This window comes from Acidovorax sp. AC410, assembly GCF_979253235.1.
Window position 1 is genome coordinate 5812448 of record NZ_CEEDCG010000001.1, and the last position, 14683, is coordinate 5827130.

16 protein-coding genes are annotated in these 14683 nt (G+C 66.8%); 10 read left to right on the forward strand and 6 right to left on the reverse strand.

Annotation, left to right across the window (positions count from 1 at the left end):
• Positions 1-67: 67 nt before the first annotated feature.
• The 4 genes from AC0IZS_RS26940 to AC0IZS_RS26955 all read left to right on the forward strand — a co-directional run bounded on the left by AC0IZS_RS26940 (position 68) and on the right by AC0IZS_RS26955 (position 2787).
• Complete coding sequence (locus AC0IZS_RS26940; protein WP_471638485.1) at positions 68-271, forward strand: YjfB family protein; 204 nt, start codon at positions 68-70, stop codon at positions 269-271.
• A 300-nt stretch (positions 272-571) separates the two neighbouring features.
• On the forward strand, positions 572-1612 hold the full coding sequence (locus AC0IZS_RS26945) for a phytanoyl-CoA dioxygenase family protein (protein ID WP_471638486.1): 1041 nt from the start codon (positions 572-574) through the stop codon (positions 1610-1612).
• Positions 1613-1634: 22 nt separating this feature from the next.
• Positions 1635-2042, forward strand: coding sequence for a cupin domain-containing protein (locus AC0IZS_RS26950; RefSeq protein WP_471638487.1), 408 nt, complete (start codon positions 1635-1637; stop codon positions 2040-2042).
• Between the two features lie 199 nt (positions 2043-2241).
• The gene (locus AC0IZS_RS26955; protein WP_471638488.1) at positions 2242-2787 is read left to right on the forward strand and encodes a hypothetical protein; all 546 of its coding nucleotides are present in this window, start codon (positions 2242-2244) and stop codon (positions 2785-2787) included.
• An 8-nt stretch (positions 2788-2795) separates the two neighbouring features.
• On the opposite strand, the gene AC0IZS_RS26960 is transcribed toward AC0IZS_RS26955, so the two are convergent.
• On the reverse strand, positions 2796-4166 hold the full coding sequence (locus AC0IZS_RS26960) for a PQQ-dependent sugar dehydrogenase (RefSeq protein ID WP_471638489.1): 1371 nt from the start codon (positions 4164-4166) through the stop codon (positions 2796-2798).
• Positions 4167-4309: 143 nt separating this feature from the next.
• On the opposite strand from AC0IZS_RS26960, the gene AC0IZS_RS26965 reads away from it, so the two are divergent.
• Together AC0IZS_RS26965 and AC0IZS_RS26970 are read left to right on the forward strand one after the other, a co-directional pair.
• On the forward strand, positions 4310-4927 hold the full coding sequence (locus AC0IZS_RS26965; protein ID WP_471638490.1) for a hypothetical protein: 618 nt from the start codon (positions 4310-4312) through the stop codon (positions 4925-4927).
• Between the two features lie 174 nt (positions 4928-5101).
• Positions 5102-5386, forward strand: coding sequence for a 7(1) septoil knot domain-containing protein (locus AC0IZS_RS26970; protein ID WP_471638491.1), 285 nt, complete (start codon positions 5102-5104; stop codon positions 5384-5386).
• Positions 5387-5474: 88 nt separating this feature from the next.
• On the opposite strand, the gene AC0IZS_RS26975 is transcribed toward AC0IZS_RS26970, so the two are convergent.
• From AC0IZS_RS26975 to AC0IZS_RS26990, 4 genes are all read right to left on the reverse strand, one after another.
• Entirely contained in the window at positions 5475-6404 is a 930-nt protein-coding gene (locus tag AC0IZS_RS26975; protein ID WP_471638492.1) for a M48 family metalloprotease, read from the reverse strand.
• Positions 6401-6922, reverse strand: coding sequence for an SH3 domain-containing protein (locus AC0IZS_RS26980; RefSeq protein WP_471638493.1), 522 nt, complete (start codon positions 6920-6922; stop codon positions 6401-6403). Before AC0IZS_RS26980 ends, AC0IZS_RS26975 begins: the two co-directional genes overlap by 4 nt.
• Positions 6923-6960: 38 nt before the next feature.
• Positions 6961-8829 (reverse strand): CHASE2 domain-containing protein, encoded by a 1869-nt coding sequence (locus AC0IZS_RS26985; RefSeq protein WP_471638494.1) that lies wholly within the window; start codon positions 8827-8829, stop codon positions 6961-6963.
• A 116-nt stretch (positions 8830-8945) separates the two neighbouring features.
• Complete coding sequence (locus AC0IZS_RS26990) at positions 8946-9791, reverse strand: fumarylacetoacetate hydrolase family protein (RefSeq protein ID WP_471638495.1); 846 nt, start codon at positions 9789-9791, stop codon at positions 8946-8948.
• A gap of 106 nt (positions 9792-9897) precedes the next feature.
• Between AC0IZS_RS26990 and AC0IZS_RS26995 the strand changes: the two genes are divergently transcribed.
• Positions 9898-10500 carry a chromate transporter gene (locus AC0IZS_RS26995; protein ID WP_471638496.1) on the forward strand — a complete coding sequence of 201 codons (603 nt, stop codon included), beginning with the start codon at positions 9898-9900 and terminating at the stop codon, positions 10498-10500.
• Positions 10497-11096, forward strand: a complete 600-nt coding sequence (locus AC0IZS_RS27000; protein WP_471638497.1) for a chromate transporter — start codon at positions 10497-10499, stop codon at positions 11094-11096. The genes AC0IZS_RS26995 and AC0IZS_RS27000 overlap by 4 nt, the downstream gene beginning before the upstream one ends.
• Here the strand turns inward: AC0IZS_RS27000 and AC0IZS_RS27005 are convergent.
• Positions 11084-12100 (reverse strand): hypothetical protein, encoded by a 1017-nt coding sequence (locus AC0IZS_RS27005; protein ID WP_471638498.1) that lies wholly within the window; start codon positions 12098-12100, stop codon positions 11084-11086. The genes AC0IZS_RS27000 and AC0IZS_RS27005 overlap by 13 nt on opposite strands.
• A gap of 307 nt (positions 12101-12407) precedes the next feature.
• Here AC0IZS_RS27005 and AC0IZS_RS27010 point away from each other — a divergent pair, with 307 nt between their 5' ends.
• A complete protein-coding gene (locus tag AC0IZS_RS27010) occupies positions 12408-13361 on the forward strand; it encodes an aldo/keto reductase (protein ID WP_471638499.1) in 954 nt (317 codons plus the stop codon).
• Positions 13362-13552: 191 nt separating this feature from the next.
• Positions 13553-14641 (forward strand): GGDEF domain-containing protein, encoded by a 1089-nt coding sequence (locus AC0IZS_RS27015; protein ID WP_471638500.1) that lies wholly within the window; start codon positions 13553-13555, stop codon positions 14639-14641.
• Positions 14642-14683: the final 42 nt, after the last annotated feature.

The following is a 14683-nucleotide window of genomic DNA, read 5'->3' on the forward strand; positions in this document are numbered from 1 at the left end:
AGTGCGCAAATGCGCTTCATTTCGGGAGCAGAATGTCGATAAGGCAGACAAGCACTGGAGAACACCCATGGATGTCGCACTCAGCAACAGCATCGTCAGCACCGCCACGGCCCTGGCCAGCCGCGAAAATTCCGATGCCCTGAATGTCAGGGTGCTCAAGAAGGCACTGGACATCCAGGCCAGTTCGGCCGCCACACTGCTGCAGGCCCTGCCCCAGCCGCCCTTGGCCACCTCGGGCACACTGGGCACCCAGGTCAACACCTTTGCCTGACCCCTGGACTGGAATCTTCCCTTTTTCTCCAAGGTAAGCCCCTCCCAAGCCGCCCCCAGAGGCGGCATTTTTTTGCCTGCGTCGCCGGGGGCCGTCAAGCCGCCGCCGCAAAGCGTTCGCGGTAGCCCTTGGGCGACACGTTCAGGTGGCGCATGCAAACGCCCCCCGGGCCCTGGCCGCACTGGCGGCGCAAAGCGGATTCGTACCCCAGTAGCCACCAGGGCAGGATCTATCGCTTGGCCGGATCCGCGCAGGTGATACAAAGGAGTTTCCGCACAGCCGCCTGCCTCTGGTCCTTGCATGCCCCCTGCCCTGAATTCCGCCGAAACTCTTTGCCCGCCCCATGACGGCGGCACCCTGCAGGTGCCCTACCTCAAGCGCTGCTGGTCCAGCTGGATGGCCGCGCGCCAGGGAAAGGCCGGCTTAGGCCCGCAAGAAGCCCACCGCACCCAGCTCGTGCTCGCCGCACTGGGCGTGGGGCTGGAGCAGAGCATGCAGTACGTGCTGCACGAGGCCCCGGACTTCGCCAGCTTCGAGGACTGGATCGTGCGCACGGCGGGCGCACCCGATGCCGCCACCGTGGCACGCATCCAGGCCCTGGTCGATGGCGGCCCACCGCCCGATGTCATCGTGGACCTGCATGCCCGGATCGACGCCATGCCGCCCGTGCTCGATGCCGCCGACCTGGCGCACTGGGAAGAACATGGCTACGTGGTCGTGCGCCAGGCCGTGCCGGCCGACGACAGCGCGGCTGCCGCGCAGGTGGTCTGGGATGCGGTGCGCGCCACACCGGACGATCCGGAGTCCTGGTACCCCCATGCACCGCGCAACATCATGCTGCAGTTGTTCCAGCACCCGGCCTTCGAGCGCAACCGACGGTCGCTGCGCATCCACAAGGCCTTTGCCCAGCTGTGGGGCACGGCCGATCTGTGGCGCAGCACCGACCGCTGCGGCTTCAACGTGCCCGAGCGCCCGGGCCATGTCTATGGCGCCCAGGGGCTGCACTGGGATGTGAGCCTGGCCCAGCCCATCCCCTTTTGCACCCAGGGCATCCTGTACCTCACCGACACCCCGCCCGAACAGGGCGCGCTCACCGTGGTGCCCGGCTTGCACCGAACGGTGGGCGACTGGCTGGCCCGCCTGCCACCCGGGGCCGATCCACGCCGCCAGGATTTCCAGGCCCTGGGCGCCACGCCCATCGGCGCGGGTGCGGGCGACCTCGTGATCTGGCACCAGGCCCTGCCGCATGGTGCCAGCCCCAACCGCGGAACCCGCCCACGCCTGGTGCAGTACATCAACATGTTCCCCGCCGAGGTGCCGACCCACGACACCTGGCTTTGAAAAAACACGGAGACACCTCGCCATGGACAACACCCCAGCCAATCCAGCCTCCACCTTCGTGGCCACGCACGCCGCCCACGCCGCCTTCGAGCGCGGGCTGCGCTCGTTCTTCGAGTACCGCGACCTGGGCATCAAAAGCGCGACCGAAGGGCGCGTGGTGGCCCACGTGATCCGTGCGGCGGGCGGGGCCGAGTTCTCCAGCCAGCCGCACCTGCACCGCACGAGCTTCCAGCTCGTCTACATCCTCAAGGGCTGGATCGAGTTCGAATACGAGGGCCAGGGCGTGGTGCGGCTCGAAGCCGGCTCCTGCGTGTACCAGCCACCCGGCATACGCCACCGCGAACTGGGGCACAGCGAGGATGTGGAGATGCTGGAGGTGGTGATGCCCGGCGAATTCCCCACCGAGCTGGTCGATTCGGTGGAGGCCTGATCAATCCGGGGCGCCAGCGCGCGCCGGTAGACTTCATGCCTTGACCAGCAACAACGGAGCGAGGGAGCGCAATGGGCATCGGCAGAATGGTTTCGTGGGTCATCGTGGTGATCCTTGCGCTGGTGCCGTTCAACTGGATGCGGCTGTGGCTGCAGGGAGAGATTCCCCCAGTGCCACGCTTTTGCAGGCCGTGATCGGCGTGGCCCTCTGTTGGGGCATCGCGGGTGCCCTGGGCTTCTTTCTGGTGGTGAGCGCGCGCGGCATCAAGATGCGCAAAGCCCGAGAGCAGCAAGCCCTGGCACGGCTGCAGGAACAGCCCCTGACGCCCATGGTTCCGCGCCAGGCCTTGGTGAGGCCCGGAGAAGTCGCCTATGCAGCGGTCGAGGCCGGGCTGCGAGAAGTCCACACCGTGGGCTACGAAACCGAGACCACGGGCACCAGCCACCCGCAACTGTTTGGCGTGGGCACCAACCACCGCGGCAATGCCACCAGCATGGCAGTGAACGAGGCCCTCATCGTCGCTACCGGGGAGCTGGTAGTGACTGACGAGCGCGTCATCTTCGCGGGCGACCACAAGTCCTTTGCCCTGGCTCTCGACGCACTGGTCAACATCAGCGCGTACACCAACGGTTTCACGCTCAGCGACGGCCGGGCCACCCACGCGGTGGTCATTGCCGACCCCTACCAGCACACCGTCTTCCGGATCACGCTGCAGAAGGCACTGCAAGCGGTGGGCATGCGCTGAATGCCGCGCTACCTGGGCGCGGCAGCCCCCACGCGCCAGACGGCGTTGCCCACATCATCGGCCACCAGCAAGCCCCCGCGCGCATCCATGGCCACGCCCACCGGGCGGCCATAGGCATCTCCGTCCGGGCTCACGAAGCCCGCAAGCACATCGATGGGCAGGCCTGCAGGCTGGCCATCGGCAAAGGGCACGAACACCACCTTGTAGCCACTGCGCGGCTTGCGGTTCCACGAGCCATGCTCGCCCACGAAGGCGCCGCTGGCCAGTTGCGGCGCCAGGGCTGGCCCTTGTGCAAATGCCAGGCCCAGCGGCGCGACGTGCGAGCCCAGGGCATAGTCGGGCACCACGGCCTTGGCCACCAGGTCGGGCCGGGGCGGCTGCACGCGTTCGTCCACATGCTGGCCGTAGTAGCTGTAGGGCCAGCCGTAGAAGGCGCCATCCTTCACCGAGGTGAGGTAGTCGGGCACCAGATCGCTGCCGATCTCGTCGCGCTCGTTGACCACCGTCCACAGCGCGCCGCTGCCCGGCGCCCAGCCCAGGCCGTTGGGGTTGCGCAGGCCGCTGGCAAAGATGCGGTGGCTGCCGCTGGCGCGGTCCACCTCCCAGATGGCGGCACGGCCCTCTTCGGCCTGCATGCCGTTCTCGCCGACGTTGCTGTTGGAGCCCACGGTGACGTAGAGCTTGCTGCCGTCTGCGCTGGCGATGAGGTTCTTGGTCCAGTGGTGGTTGATGGGGCCTCCGGGCAGGTCTACCAGCTTGGTGCCTGCGGCGGTGATGCTGGTCTGCCCGGCTTCATACGGGAAGCGCACGACCGCATCGGCATTGGCCACATACAGTTCATTGCCCACCAGGGCCATGCCGAACGGCGAGTTCAGGTTCTGCAGGAACACGTTCCTGGTTTCGGCCTTGCCGTCGCCATCGGCGTCGCGCAGCAGCGTGATGCGGTTGGCCGAGGGGCGTTTGCCCGAGCCGGCCTTGCCCATCACGGTCTTCATGACCCAGCCCCGGACGGCGCCAAACACGCCGCCCGACGGCGCGCCCTCGCCCTTGGGCGGCGCCTGGCTCTCGGCCACCAGCACGTCGCCATTGGGCAGCACCAGCACCCAGCGCGGATGGTCCAGGCCGGTGGCCAGCGGCGTGACCGACAGGCCCGGCAGGCTGGCGGTGGGCATGGTGCCTTCGGGCCAGCCTTTGGCGGGGGCGATGTGCAGCGTGGGAATCAGCGATTTGTTGGGCGCCGGCAAGGTGGGTGACTTGCCCATGCCCTGCTCGGGCGAGAGGATGGCGGTGTCACCGCAGGCGGCCAGGCTGGCCGCCAGCACCGTGCCGGTGAGCAGCGCCGGCCAGGGACGCGATGTCGGGGAGAAGGAAAATGGCATGGCGATGGGCCTTTGTGGCGAGCGATGGCTGCAGTGTGGAGGGCCAGGCACGCGCGCCCTGTCAGCCAATTGCGCAAAATGTGCAGCCTCGCGTTACATTTATTTCCGCACACCTTCTGCATTGGCCGCCGCAAGAACCTTCCATGAGACTCAAGACCGTTGTCCTGCTGGCGATCATTTTGCTCATCGGCTTTTTCGCCGTCGAAAAGCTGCGCGTGGGCCGGGTGGACAAGCGGCTGCAGGGCCAGTCGACCACGCAGCAGGTGTTTGCCGACGTGCCGCAGCAGACCTCCACCAGCACCGCCCCGTTCGCCTTGCAGGGATACCAGGTCAAGCCGCTCGCCCAGTTCGCCATACGCGCCCGGGTGCTGGGGCGCGAAGACTACTCCTTTGGACGCGAAGCCGATCTGTCCCCCGTGGACCTGGCCCTGGGCTGGCGGCGCATGGCCGAGCCGGCCGTGTACGAACCCTTGAACATCACCCAGGGCGGGCGCTGGTACCGCTATTCCTGGTCCAACCAGCCGCCGATCCCCCTGCAGGAGATCATCGAGTCATCGGCCAACATGCACCTGATCCCGGCCAACGCGGCCGTCGAGCGGGCGCTCAAAAAGGCGCGCAAGGGCCACTTCATCCGCATCACCGGCCAGTTGGTGGAAGTCACGCACCCCGGCGGCTGGCGCTGGACCAGCTCGCTCACCCGCTCGGATTCGGGCGCCAACTCGTGCGAGCTGATCTTCGTGGAGACGGCACAGGTGGAGTAGCCACTTCGGTGCGCTGAAAAAGACGGAAATCCACCGACAAGGTGTCCAGATGTGACGCCTGTCGGTTCTGTGGAATTTTTCACGGTTTTTTGGATAACCTTGCACTGGCGACACAAGGCATTGCCGCCTGCGCGGCCTTTGGCCCCGTCCCCAGTGCATGAAGAGGAACTCCCCATGGCGAAGATTCTGGTCACCAAGTACGAACACCAGGCCGATGCGACCGTCTGCGAAGTGGCGCACGAGAGCCAGGCCGACCTGTGCTGGTACGAGGCCGCCTATGAGCCCCAGGCCCACGGGGATGCCACCTGGTACTTCGTCGACTACGCCACCCAGGCCAGCTTCAAGATCTTCAAGGTGAAATTCGAGAGCCAGGCCGACATCAAGGCCTTCCAGGTCAAGTCCCCCGAGCAGGCGGGGTGGCGCGATGCGGGGAATAGGTTCAAGGGCAAGATGGGTTGAGCGGCTGCGCCTCCCGAAATGAAAAACCCCTGCCTTGCAATGCACGGCAGGGGCTTTTGCCATGGGCGGAATCACCGCCCTGGAAGCATCAGCGCAGCTGGCGCTTGATGGCTTCGTAGCGGGCTTCGTTGCTCACGTTTGCGGCCGAGCCAAACTTGCTGGACATGAAGGGCTGCAGTTTCTCCAGGCGGTCCTTGGGGGCCGGATGGGTCGAGAACAGCACTTCATACGCCTGGTTGGAACCAGAGCCCGTGGCCGCATACATGTTCAGCACCGTGGGCAGACCAATGGGTGCGTAGCCGGCCCGGGCGGCGTAGAGCACGCCCTGGCGGTCGGCATCGAACTCGTCCGACTGGTCCAGACCCTTGGTGTACAGGTTGCGCACCAGGCCCACCATGGCGGAGCTCACCATGGCATTGCCCGAGCGGGCCTGCACCACGCCGCCAGCGGCCTGGGCAAAGCCGCCCTTCTTGATGGCGGCCAGGTAGTGGCCGCGCGTCACGTGGGCGATCTCGTGGCCCAGCACACCGGCCAGTTCCGACTCGGACTTGAGCTGGCGCATCAGGCCAACGGTGACGAACACGAAGCCGCCGGGTGTGGCGTAGGCGTTCACGGCATCGGAGTCGATCACGCCAAAGCGCCAGGCGAACTGGATGTCCTTGCCGTCCTTGTCCTTGGGCTTCTCAGCCTGCGCGGCGACCCACCAGCCCACCTGGTTCACGTAGCGCTGTACGGCCGCGTCTTTCAGCAAAGGGCGCGCACCCAGGAGCACTGACGCGAAGTCATTGCCCATGGCACGCTGCTCTTCTGGCGAATAGTCCTTGAATGCAGCGGAAGCGCCCTGGACGACATCCATGATGCCCCCGACCCGCGAACCGCCGCCGGAACCTCCGCCCAGGGCGGACGACAGAACATTCAAGCCTCCGGAGCCGCCAGCCTGCGGCATGGTTTCACAACCGGTCAGCAATACGACCGCAGCCAGCACCAGCGCGGCGGCCTTCAAGCGTTGGAGTTTCATTTTTCTGCTCCGGTGTAAGCGTCAATCTTCTGCGCCACAACCTTGCCGCTGCGCGCAAACTGCTCGGCCTGGCCCATGTTGATGGCGTACTTCTCGAGTTGTTCCATTTCAGCCGGGGCGGGCTGCGCATTGGCGATCTGTTCCTTGGTGAGGCCTCGGGTGCCCGTGGTCGCCGTGGGGCGGTTGCTCGGCGCCGAGAACATGCTCGCAAGGTTGGTGCCCGAACTGGCGGGGGCGGACGCGGCCGGGGCCGCAGCTTCCAGGGATTTCACATGGGTCACGCGCACCCAGCCTTCCGTGCGACCGAACTTGACCTTGACCCAGCCCTCCTGTGCCGAGGTCTGTTCGAGCTTGTTGCCCTTGGCCAGCTTGACCAGGACCTTGCCGTCCAGCGCCGGCGTCGCGCGCAACTCGGTGGCCACGGTGACTTCCAACTGTTGGGCGTGAGCGCCGAGGCCCAGCCCCAGCAGCAGCGCAATGAGCAGGCCCTTCAACAGGCCCACGAATGATGTGTTCACTTTCCTTCTCCTCTCTATGACGATACCTACGCGCCAGATCATTCCGGCGCCCCTCCACTGGACCTGCGCTGCGGCTCGAAAAGCCGCACCGCCTGGTCGCGGCCTTTCACCTCGAAATCGCCGCGGTCAATGAAAACAAATGTTTCCCCACATTGTGCTCTTGTCGACTCGGAAACCAAAACCCGGGCTATGCCTTTTGTGCAACCTTCGATGCGGCTGCACAGGTTGACGGCATCGCCGATTGCGGTGTAGTCCAGCCGGCGTGAAGTGCCCAGGAATCCGACCACGGCTGAACCCGTGTGCACGCCGATGCCGATGTCGAATTTGGCGGTGGGGTCTTCGCGCGCCATGTCGTCGGCAAAGCGCTGCAGCGCGTCGGCCATGCCTAGCGCCGCCTCCACCGCCAGCACGGCATGGTTGGGCTGGGCGATGGGCGCCCCCCAGAAGGCCATGATGGCATCGCCGATGAACTTGTCGAGCGTGCCCTGGTAGCGAAAGATCACCTCCACCTGCATCTCGAAGTAGCGGTTGAGGATGTTCACGATCTCCTCGGGCTTGCGGTGCTCCGACAGGCTGGTGAAGCCCCGGATGTCCGAGAACAGCAGCGTGATCTCGCGGCTGGCCGAGACCTCGGCCTCGGCCACCTGGGCCGCCTCGGAAAGATCCTGCACGATGCGCGGGTCCACGAAGCGCGAGAACATGGCCTGCACGTGGCGCCGTTGCCCCATCTCCAGCCGCGAGGAGAGCAACCCAAAGGCCAGCAGTGCCACGGCGCCCAGCACCAGGGAGGACACCGGCATCCAGTACACCTGGGCCTCCTGCAATGCCAAGACGCTGCCCCCGATGGCAGCCGCAGTGAGAGCCCCATAGCCCATGACCACCCAAGTGGGTGATACACGCACCACGAAAGCCAGGGCCAGCCCGCAGACCAGCAACATCACCAGGGATGGATTCACCCAGTCGGGAGCCTCACGCAGCCACTCGTTGTTCTGCAGGTTGGCCAGCCCCGTCGCCAGCACGAAAGGCCCTGGCGTGGTGGCATCCATGGGCGTGGGCACGAAGTCCAGGATGCCGCTGGCCGTGGCTCCGATCACGATGATCTTGCCGCGCGCATCGAACGGCAGCTTGCGATCACCCGTTTGGGTGGCTAGGTAGGCCTTGGCATAGGAAATGCGCGTGAAGTCCGTGCCGTACCAGTTCAGCCGGAAGCCCGGCTTCTTGGGTTGCGGCAGTTGCAGCGCATCGGCCACCCGGCCGATCATGTGCGGAATCCACCAGCCCTGGGTTTCGCGGCCGATCTCGGTGCGGCGGCCTATGCCGTCACGGTCCTTGACGAAGTTGATGTAGCCGGTGCGCCAGACCTCCGCCGGCAGAGAGAGGGGGCCTTCGATGCCGTAGGCGGCGTCGGGGTTGGCATTCGCCAGGGGGCGTATGCCCATGGCAGGCGGCGCCATGGTGAGCGGCGCCTTCTGCTCGGTGTCTTCCATCAGCACCATGGGGATGAACGCATGCTCGAACGCCAGCGCCTTGGCCAGCTCCGCATCGTTCTCGGGTCGGAAGCGATCGGCCTGCGTCAGGATCAGATCAAGAACGATGGCCCTTGGCTGCTGGGCCGCCAGCGCCGAAATCATTTCCGCATGGATCACCCGGGGCCACACCCATTTGCCGGCAACGTCGAGCATCTGCGGATCGACCAGCGAGAACTGATCGATGTCGACCACCACAATGTCATCCGGCGGCGTGCGGCTGTCCGCATGCCAGCGCAGCAGCGCATCCCCCACCCGGTTGTCGAGGGCATCGAGCTTGTGCCAGGAGGTCACCTCGAAGAAGGCCAGCGCACACAGCAGGGCACACAGCACGGCATACAGCGTGCGGCGGCCAAAGCGGTTGCGCAGGCGGGTGAGCACGGTCGAGGCATGGTGGGAAGGGGCGGACGGCACAGGCCAGAGTATCCACGCCCGGCTTCGCCTGCGGCAAGCGCATCTACCCTGCGCGTTGTGCCCGCCCTACTACCCGGCGCGCATCAGCCGCCCGTGCAGACCTGCCGTTGCTCGCCCAACCCCGTGGCGCCCAGGCGCACCACATCGCCGGGCTTGAGGAACCAGGGCGCGGGCTTCTGGCCCAGGCCCACGCCGGCGGGCGTGCCGGTGAGCACGATGTCGCCGGGCTCCAGCGTCATGAACTGGCTGATGTACGCAATCACCTTGGGCAGGCCGAAAATGAAGTTGCGCGTGTTGCCGTTCTGCACGCGCTGGCCGTTCACCTCCAGCCACAGGTCCAGCGCATGCGGATCGGCCACCTCGTCGGGCGTCACCAGCCAGGGGCCGATGGGCGCGAAGCTGTCATAGCTCTTGCCCTTGACCCACTGGCCGCCGCGCTCGATCTGCCAGGAGCGCTCGGACACGTCGTTGGCCAGCACATAGCCCGCCACGTGCTGCAGTGCAGCTGCCTCGTCCACATGGCTGGCGCGTGTGCCGATGACCATGCCCAGCTCCACCTCCCAGTCGGTCTTCTGCGAACCGGGGGGAATGCGCAGCTCGTCGTTCGGGCCGCTCAGCGAGGTAACGGCCTTCATGAACAGCACCGGCTCGGCCGGTGCCTGCATGCCGGCCTCGGCCGCATGATCGGCGTAGTTCAGGCCCACGCAGACGATCTTGCCCACGCCGCCCACGGGGCTGCCCAGCCGCGGCGCGCCTTCCACGGCCGGCAGGCGGGTGGCGTCGATGGCGGCCAGGGCTGCAAGGGTGCGCGGGTTGAGCTGGGCGGGACCCAGGTCGGTCAGCAGCATCGACAGGTCGCGCAGCACGCCTTGGGCGTCGAGCAGGCCGGGGCGCTCGGCGCCGGGTTGTCCGTAACGGATGAGTTTCATGTCGGGAATGGTTCAGGATGCGGGAAGGCGCCAGCATACCCATCTGCGAGACGTTTAACATCACGGGGTAGCGCCGCGATGGCGCCCTGCCCCTGCCCAGCTTTCCATGGCCCCTGCCACCCCGCCCTCCCCCATCCAGCCACTACCGGCAGAGCCGCGCCCCGCCCCGCGCAACTGCACCGACCTGTTCTGGTCCTTCACCTGGCTGGCGCTGCAGGGCTTTGGCGGCGTGCTGGCCGTGGTGCAGCGCGAGCTGGTGGAGCGCAAACGCTGGATGACGAACGAGGAGTTCGTTGAGGAATGGGCCGTGGCCCAGATCATGCCCGGCCCCAACGTGGTCAACCTGTCCATCACCATCGGCGATCGCTACTTCGGCTGGCGCGGTGCGCTGGCAGCGCTGGCCGGCATGCTGCTGTTTCCGCTCATGCTGGTGCTGTCGCTGGCCGTGGTGTATGCCCAGTTCGCCAGCCACCCAGCTGTGGCCGGCGCCCTGCGTGGCATGGGCGCGGTGGCGGCCGGGCTGATCGCGGGCACGGGCCTCAAGCTCTCGGCCACGCTGCGCACCCACCCGCTCGGGCCCATCGTGTGCTCGGTGGTCACGGTGCTCACGGTGGTGGCCATGGCCGTGCTGCGCTGGCCGCTGGTGTGGACACTGCCCCTCCTGGGTGGCACGGCCTGCCTGCTCACCTGGCGAAAGCTCGCCCCATGACCGGCGCCACCATCAGCCTGGGCTGGGCCGACTGGCTGCAGCTGTTCCTGTACTACATGTCGCTGTCGCTGCTGGCCGTGGGCGGCGCGATTGCCACCGCGCCCGACATGCACCGCTTCCTGGTCGAAAAGCAGGCCTGGCTGGCCGACCCGCAGTTCAACGCCTCGATTGCCATCGCCCAGGCCGCGCCCGGGCCCAACGTGCTCTTCATCGCCCTGCTGGGCTGGAACGTGGGCCTGAACGCGGGCGGCGCCGGCCCGCTGGGCTGGGCCCTGGGCGCCCTGGGCATGGGGCTGTGCATGCTGGGCGTGATGCTGCCCAGCAGCCTGCTGACCTGGCTGGCCACGCGCTGGGGCCACCGCAACCGCGAACGGCGCGGCGTGCGCGCCTTCAAGCAGGGCATGGTGCCGGTGGTGATCGGCCTGCTGCTGGCCACCACCTGGGTGCTGGCCCAGGCCCATGGCGGCCTGGCCACCGCCTGGCCGCTGTGGCTGGCCACGGTGGTGACCATGCTGCTGGTGTGGAAGACACGCCTGCACCTGCTGTGGATGCTGGGTGGCGGTGCACTGCTCGGCGCCCTGGGTTATATGGGGTGACCGTTGATGTGCGAGCTGGACTTGATGTACAGCGTGATGGGGTTGCCCGCGCCATCGTCGCCGGTGATCACCAGGGGCAGGCCGCTGCCCTTGGCCGTCCACCCTGCCGACACGCGCGCGCCATTGGTCCATTCGAACTTGCAGGCCGTATAGGTACCGGCCGGTACTGTGACGCTTTCCTGGCCTCGGTAGGTAAAGGTCTGCGCTTCGCGGACGGTGCTCGTCTGGGTTGGCAATCCGGGTATTTCCATGGTGGTTTGCCGCACCTCGTTCAAGGTGTAGCTCTCGTTCACGGCCAACGAAAAATCGCGGATCCGGTTCACCGGGGTGTTCACGATCGTGGTTCGGGTACCCGCCAAGGGCACGTCCATGAGCACGATGCTTCCGTAGCGCAGCAGCACGGGCCCCTGCGGCGTGTTCTCCACGCTTTCGTACTCCCGCACGCGGGAGGTGAATGGGGGCGCCCCGGCCCGGCCCACCGACACGGTGCGCTCGGTTTCGATCACGCCCGTCTGCCCTGCAAAACTGGCCGGGCCATTGATGCGCCCCTCGGTGCTGAACTGCACGGCGCCGTCGCTGGACTGCCAGTCCCAGCGGTAGGTCGTGCCCTGCTGCAGCAGCACCGGGTTGAAGCAATCCGACGCGGCGCCGGTGCCCGAGCCGGGGGGAGGCACGGACGTGGTCTCGCACAGCGCGGCGTTGAGCTGGCACATGGCCGCCGTCAGGTCCACGATCTGCCCTGCGGTCTGGGTCTGGCTGGCCACGAGAAACCGGCCATCGCTGAAGGCAAAGGCATTGCCTACCGAAGGGTAGAACCGGTAGGCATAGGGCCCGGCCATCCCGTCCTGCCCGGCACCGGGCGGAAAAAGGGCTGGGAACGAGCTTTCAAGCCATTGCCGCGCCGCGTCGCGGCTGGAGGGACGTACCGACAGTTGCGCCTGGGCGCTGGCGGCAACCGATACGCCGAGTGCCAGCGCTGCAAAGCGCCTGATTGATGATCGCATCATGGTTTCTCCGGTGAAGGCGTAGACCAGGAGCTCTGCGTACCCCGGCTTGCCAGATATCCCCGTGTAGACAGCCTCTGGCGCCTGCAAGGCACGGGTTCCCTGCAGGCTGGGCGAAGTGTCCTCCTTGCACAGCACCGAAGTCCATAGGCCGACAGGCTGGCAGACGCCACCGCCGTGAACAACATCACGCACAGGCCTGCCCCCATCGCACGCACGAAGGGCGCTGTCCCCAGCAGGACTCAAAAAAAGCAGCAACAATGCTTCCGAACAGTCCCCCGCATCCCCATCCCAGGAACCCCATTCCATGAACCTTCGTCCCCTTGGCCGCTCGGGCCTGCAAGTTTCCCCTCTGTGTTTTGGCGGCAACGTCTTCGGCTGGACGGCCGACGAGGCCACTTCGTTCCGGCTGCTCGATGCCTGGGTGGACGCCGGCTTCAACTTCGTCGACACGGCCGACGTGTATTCGCGCTGGGCACCGGGCCACACGGGCGGCGAGTCCGAATCGGTGATCGGCCGCTGGTTCAAGCAGAACGGCAAGCGCAACCGCATCGTGCTGGCCACCAAGGTGGGCAAGGACATGGGCGACGGCAAGGTGGGCCTGCGCCCCGAGTACATCCGCCAGGCGGTGGACGCCTCGCTCACGCGCCTGAAGACCGACCACATAGACCTCTACCAGTCGCACGACGACGACGCCACGGTGCCCCTGGCGGACACGCTGGGCGCCTACAGCGACCTCATCAAGGCCGGCAAGGTGCGCGCCATCGGCGCCTCCAACTTCACGGCGGCGCGCCTGGCAGATTCCCTTGCAACCAGCGAACGCCTGGGCCTGGCCCGCTACGAAAGCCTGCAGCCGCTGTTCAATCTGTACGACCGCGCCGTGTTCGAGAAGGAATTGCAGCCGCTGTGCGTGGAGCACAACGTGGGCGTGATCAACTTCTACGCGCTGGCCGCAGGCTTCCTGACCGGCAAGTACCGCACCGAGGCCGATGCCGCCAAGAGCGCACGGGGCAAGAACACCACGGCCAAATACCTCAACGAACGCGGACTGCGCATCCTGGCCGCGCTGGACACCGTGGCCGCGCGCCTGGGCGCCACGCCGGGCCAGGTCGCCGTGGCCTGGCAGATCGTGCAGCCGGGCATCACGGCACCGATCGCCAGCGCCACCTCGCTGGCGCAGCTGCAGGACCTGGTGAAGGCCAGCCAGCTCACGCTGGACGCCGAAGCCCTGGCCACACTGGGCACTGCCAGCGCGGAGTGAACGGGAGCAGGGATTGAACTGCGGCACCCAGGGCATCCCCCAACCCGTTTCGACAGGGCAGCAGCACCCGGGCCGCCTTGCCCCGCAACCGGAGCCGGCCATCCCTGTGGGAATGTCATCAACTTTGAACCGCGGGCCCGCTGCGGGGTTTTCATCTGGCCTCGGCCTGCCGCCTGTGGGATAACGAACGCATGGTTGGCACCGTTCCCCACGATCAGTTCGATACCCGTACGATCCGCACCCTGTTTCGGCGCATCGTCAGCGTGGGGGCACTCATGATCGGTGCCATCTGCGCGGCGCATACGGGCGTGATGCTCTGGCATGGCATACCGCTGTGGTGGTCCAGCGCCGCCGTGGGCGTGCTGGCCCTGGTGCTGCGCCCCTGCTTTGCACCGGAAAAGCCTTTTCCCTTGTTCCTGGCGGCCACCATCGGCATGGCCGGGGCAAGCATTGCCAACACCATCCACCTGTCCGTGCAGGTCGGCGCGGACGCGGGCTTTCACCTTGTCCTCTTTGCCCTCGTTTCCGTGGCCATGGTCAGTGGCCGCATCCGTGCCCGCACCAAATGGTGGATCGCCGCCGCACTGATCACCGCCGTGGTGGCCATCGAGTGGTGGGCACCCCGCCTGGGGGCCAGCCTCGCCGCCGATCCCGCCAAAGGCCGGCAGGCGGCGGCAGCACTGATGGCTTTGAATCTGGCAGGCATCGGCCTGGCCATCGCAGCGCTGATGTCGAGCTACTTTCACCTCGTAGGCCTGCAGCAGTCGCGCCTGCAGGAACTGGTGGTGCGCGACCCGCTGACGGGCATGTTCAACCGGCGCTTTGCCTACGAAGCCAGCCAGGCCATGCAGGAGGGAATGTCACGGCACCGGCATGACTTCGCCGTGATCATGGCCGACCTGGACCATTTCAAGTCCATCAACGACCTCCATGGACACGATGTCGGCGACGAGGCGCTCAAGCACGCGGCAGAACTGTTGCGGCAATGCGCGAGGGCGGGCGATGTGCACTGCCGCTGGGGCGGTGAAGAATTGCTGCTGCTGTTGCCCCAGACCAATGAGGTCGCCGCCATGGCCTGCGCCGAACGCATGCGCAGCGCCCTGGACGGCGCCCCGCTGGCAGCGGATGGCGTCCACATCCACATCACCGCCACCTTCGGCGTGGCGACGGCCCGGTATGGGGAATCCCTGGACACCATGATCGACCGCGTCGACAAGGCGCTGTACGAAGGCAAACGCCTGGGGCGCAACCGGGTGGTGGCGAGCCTGCCGGTGGCGTAGCGCCTGGCACCGGTGGCGCCGGACAGGCCACAAAAAAAGCCC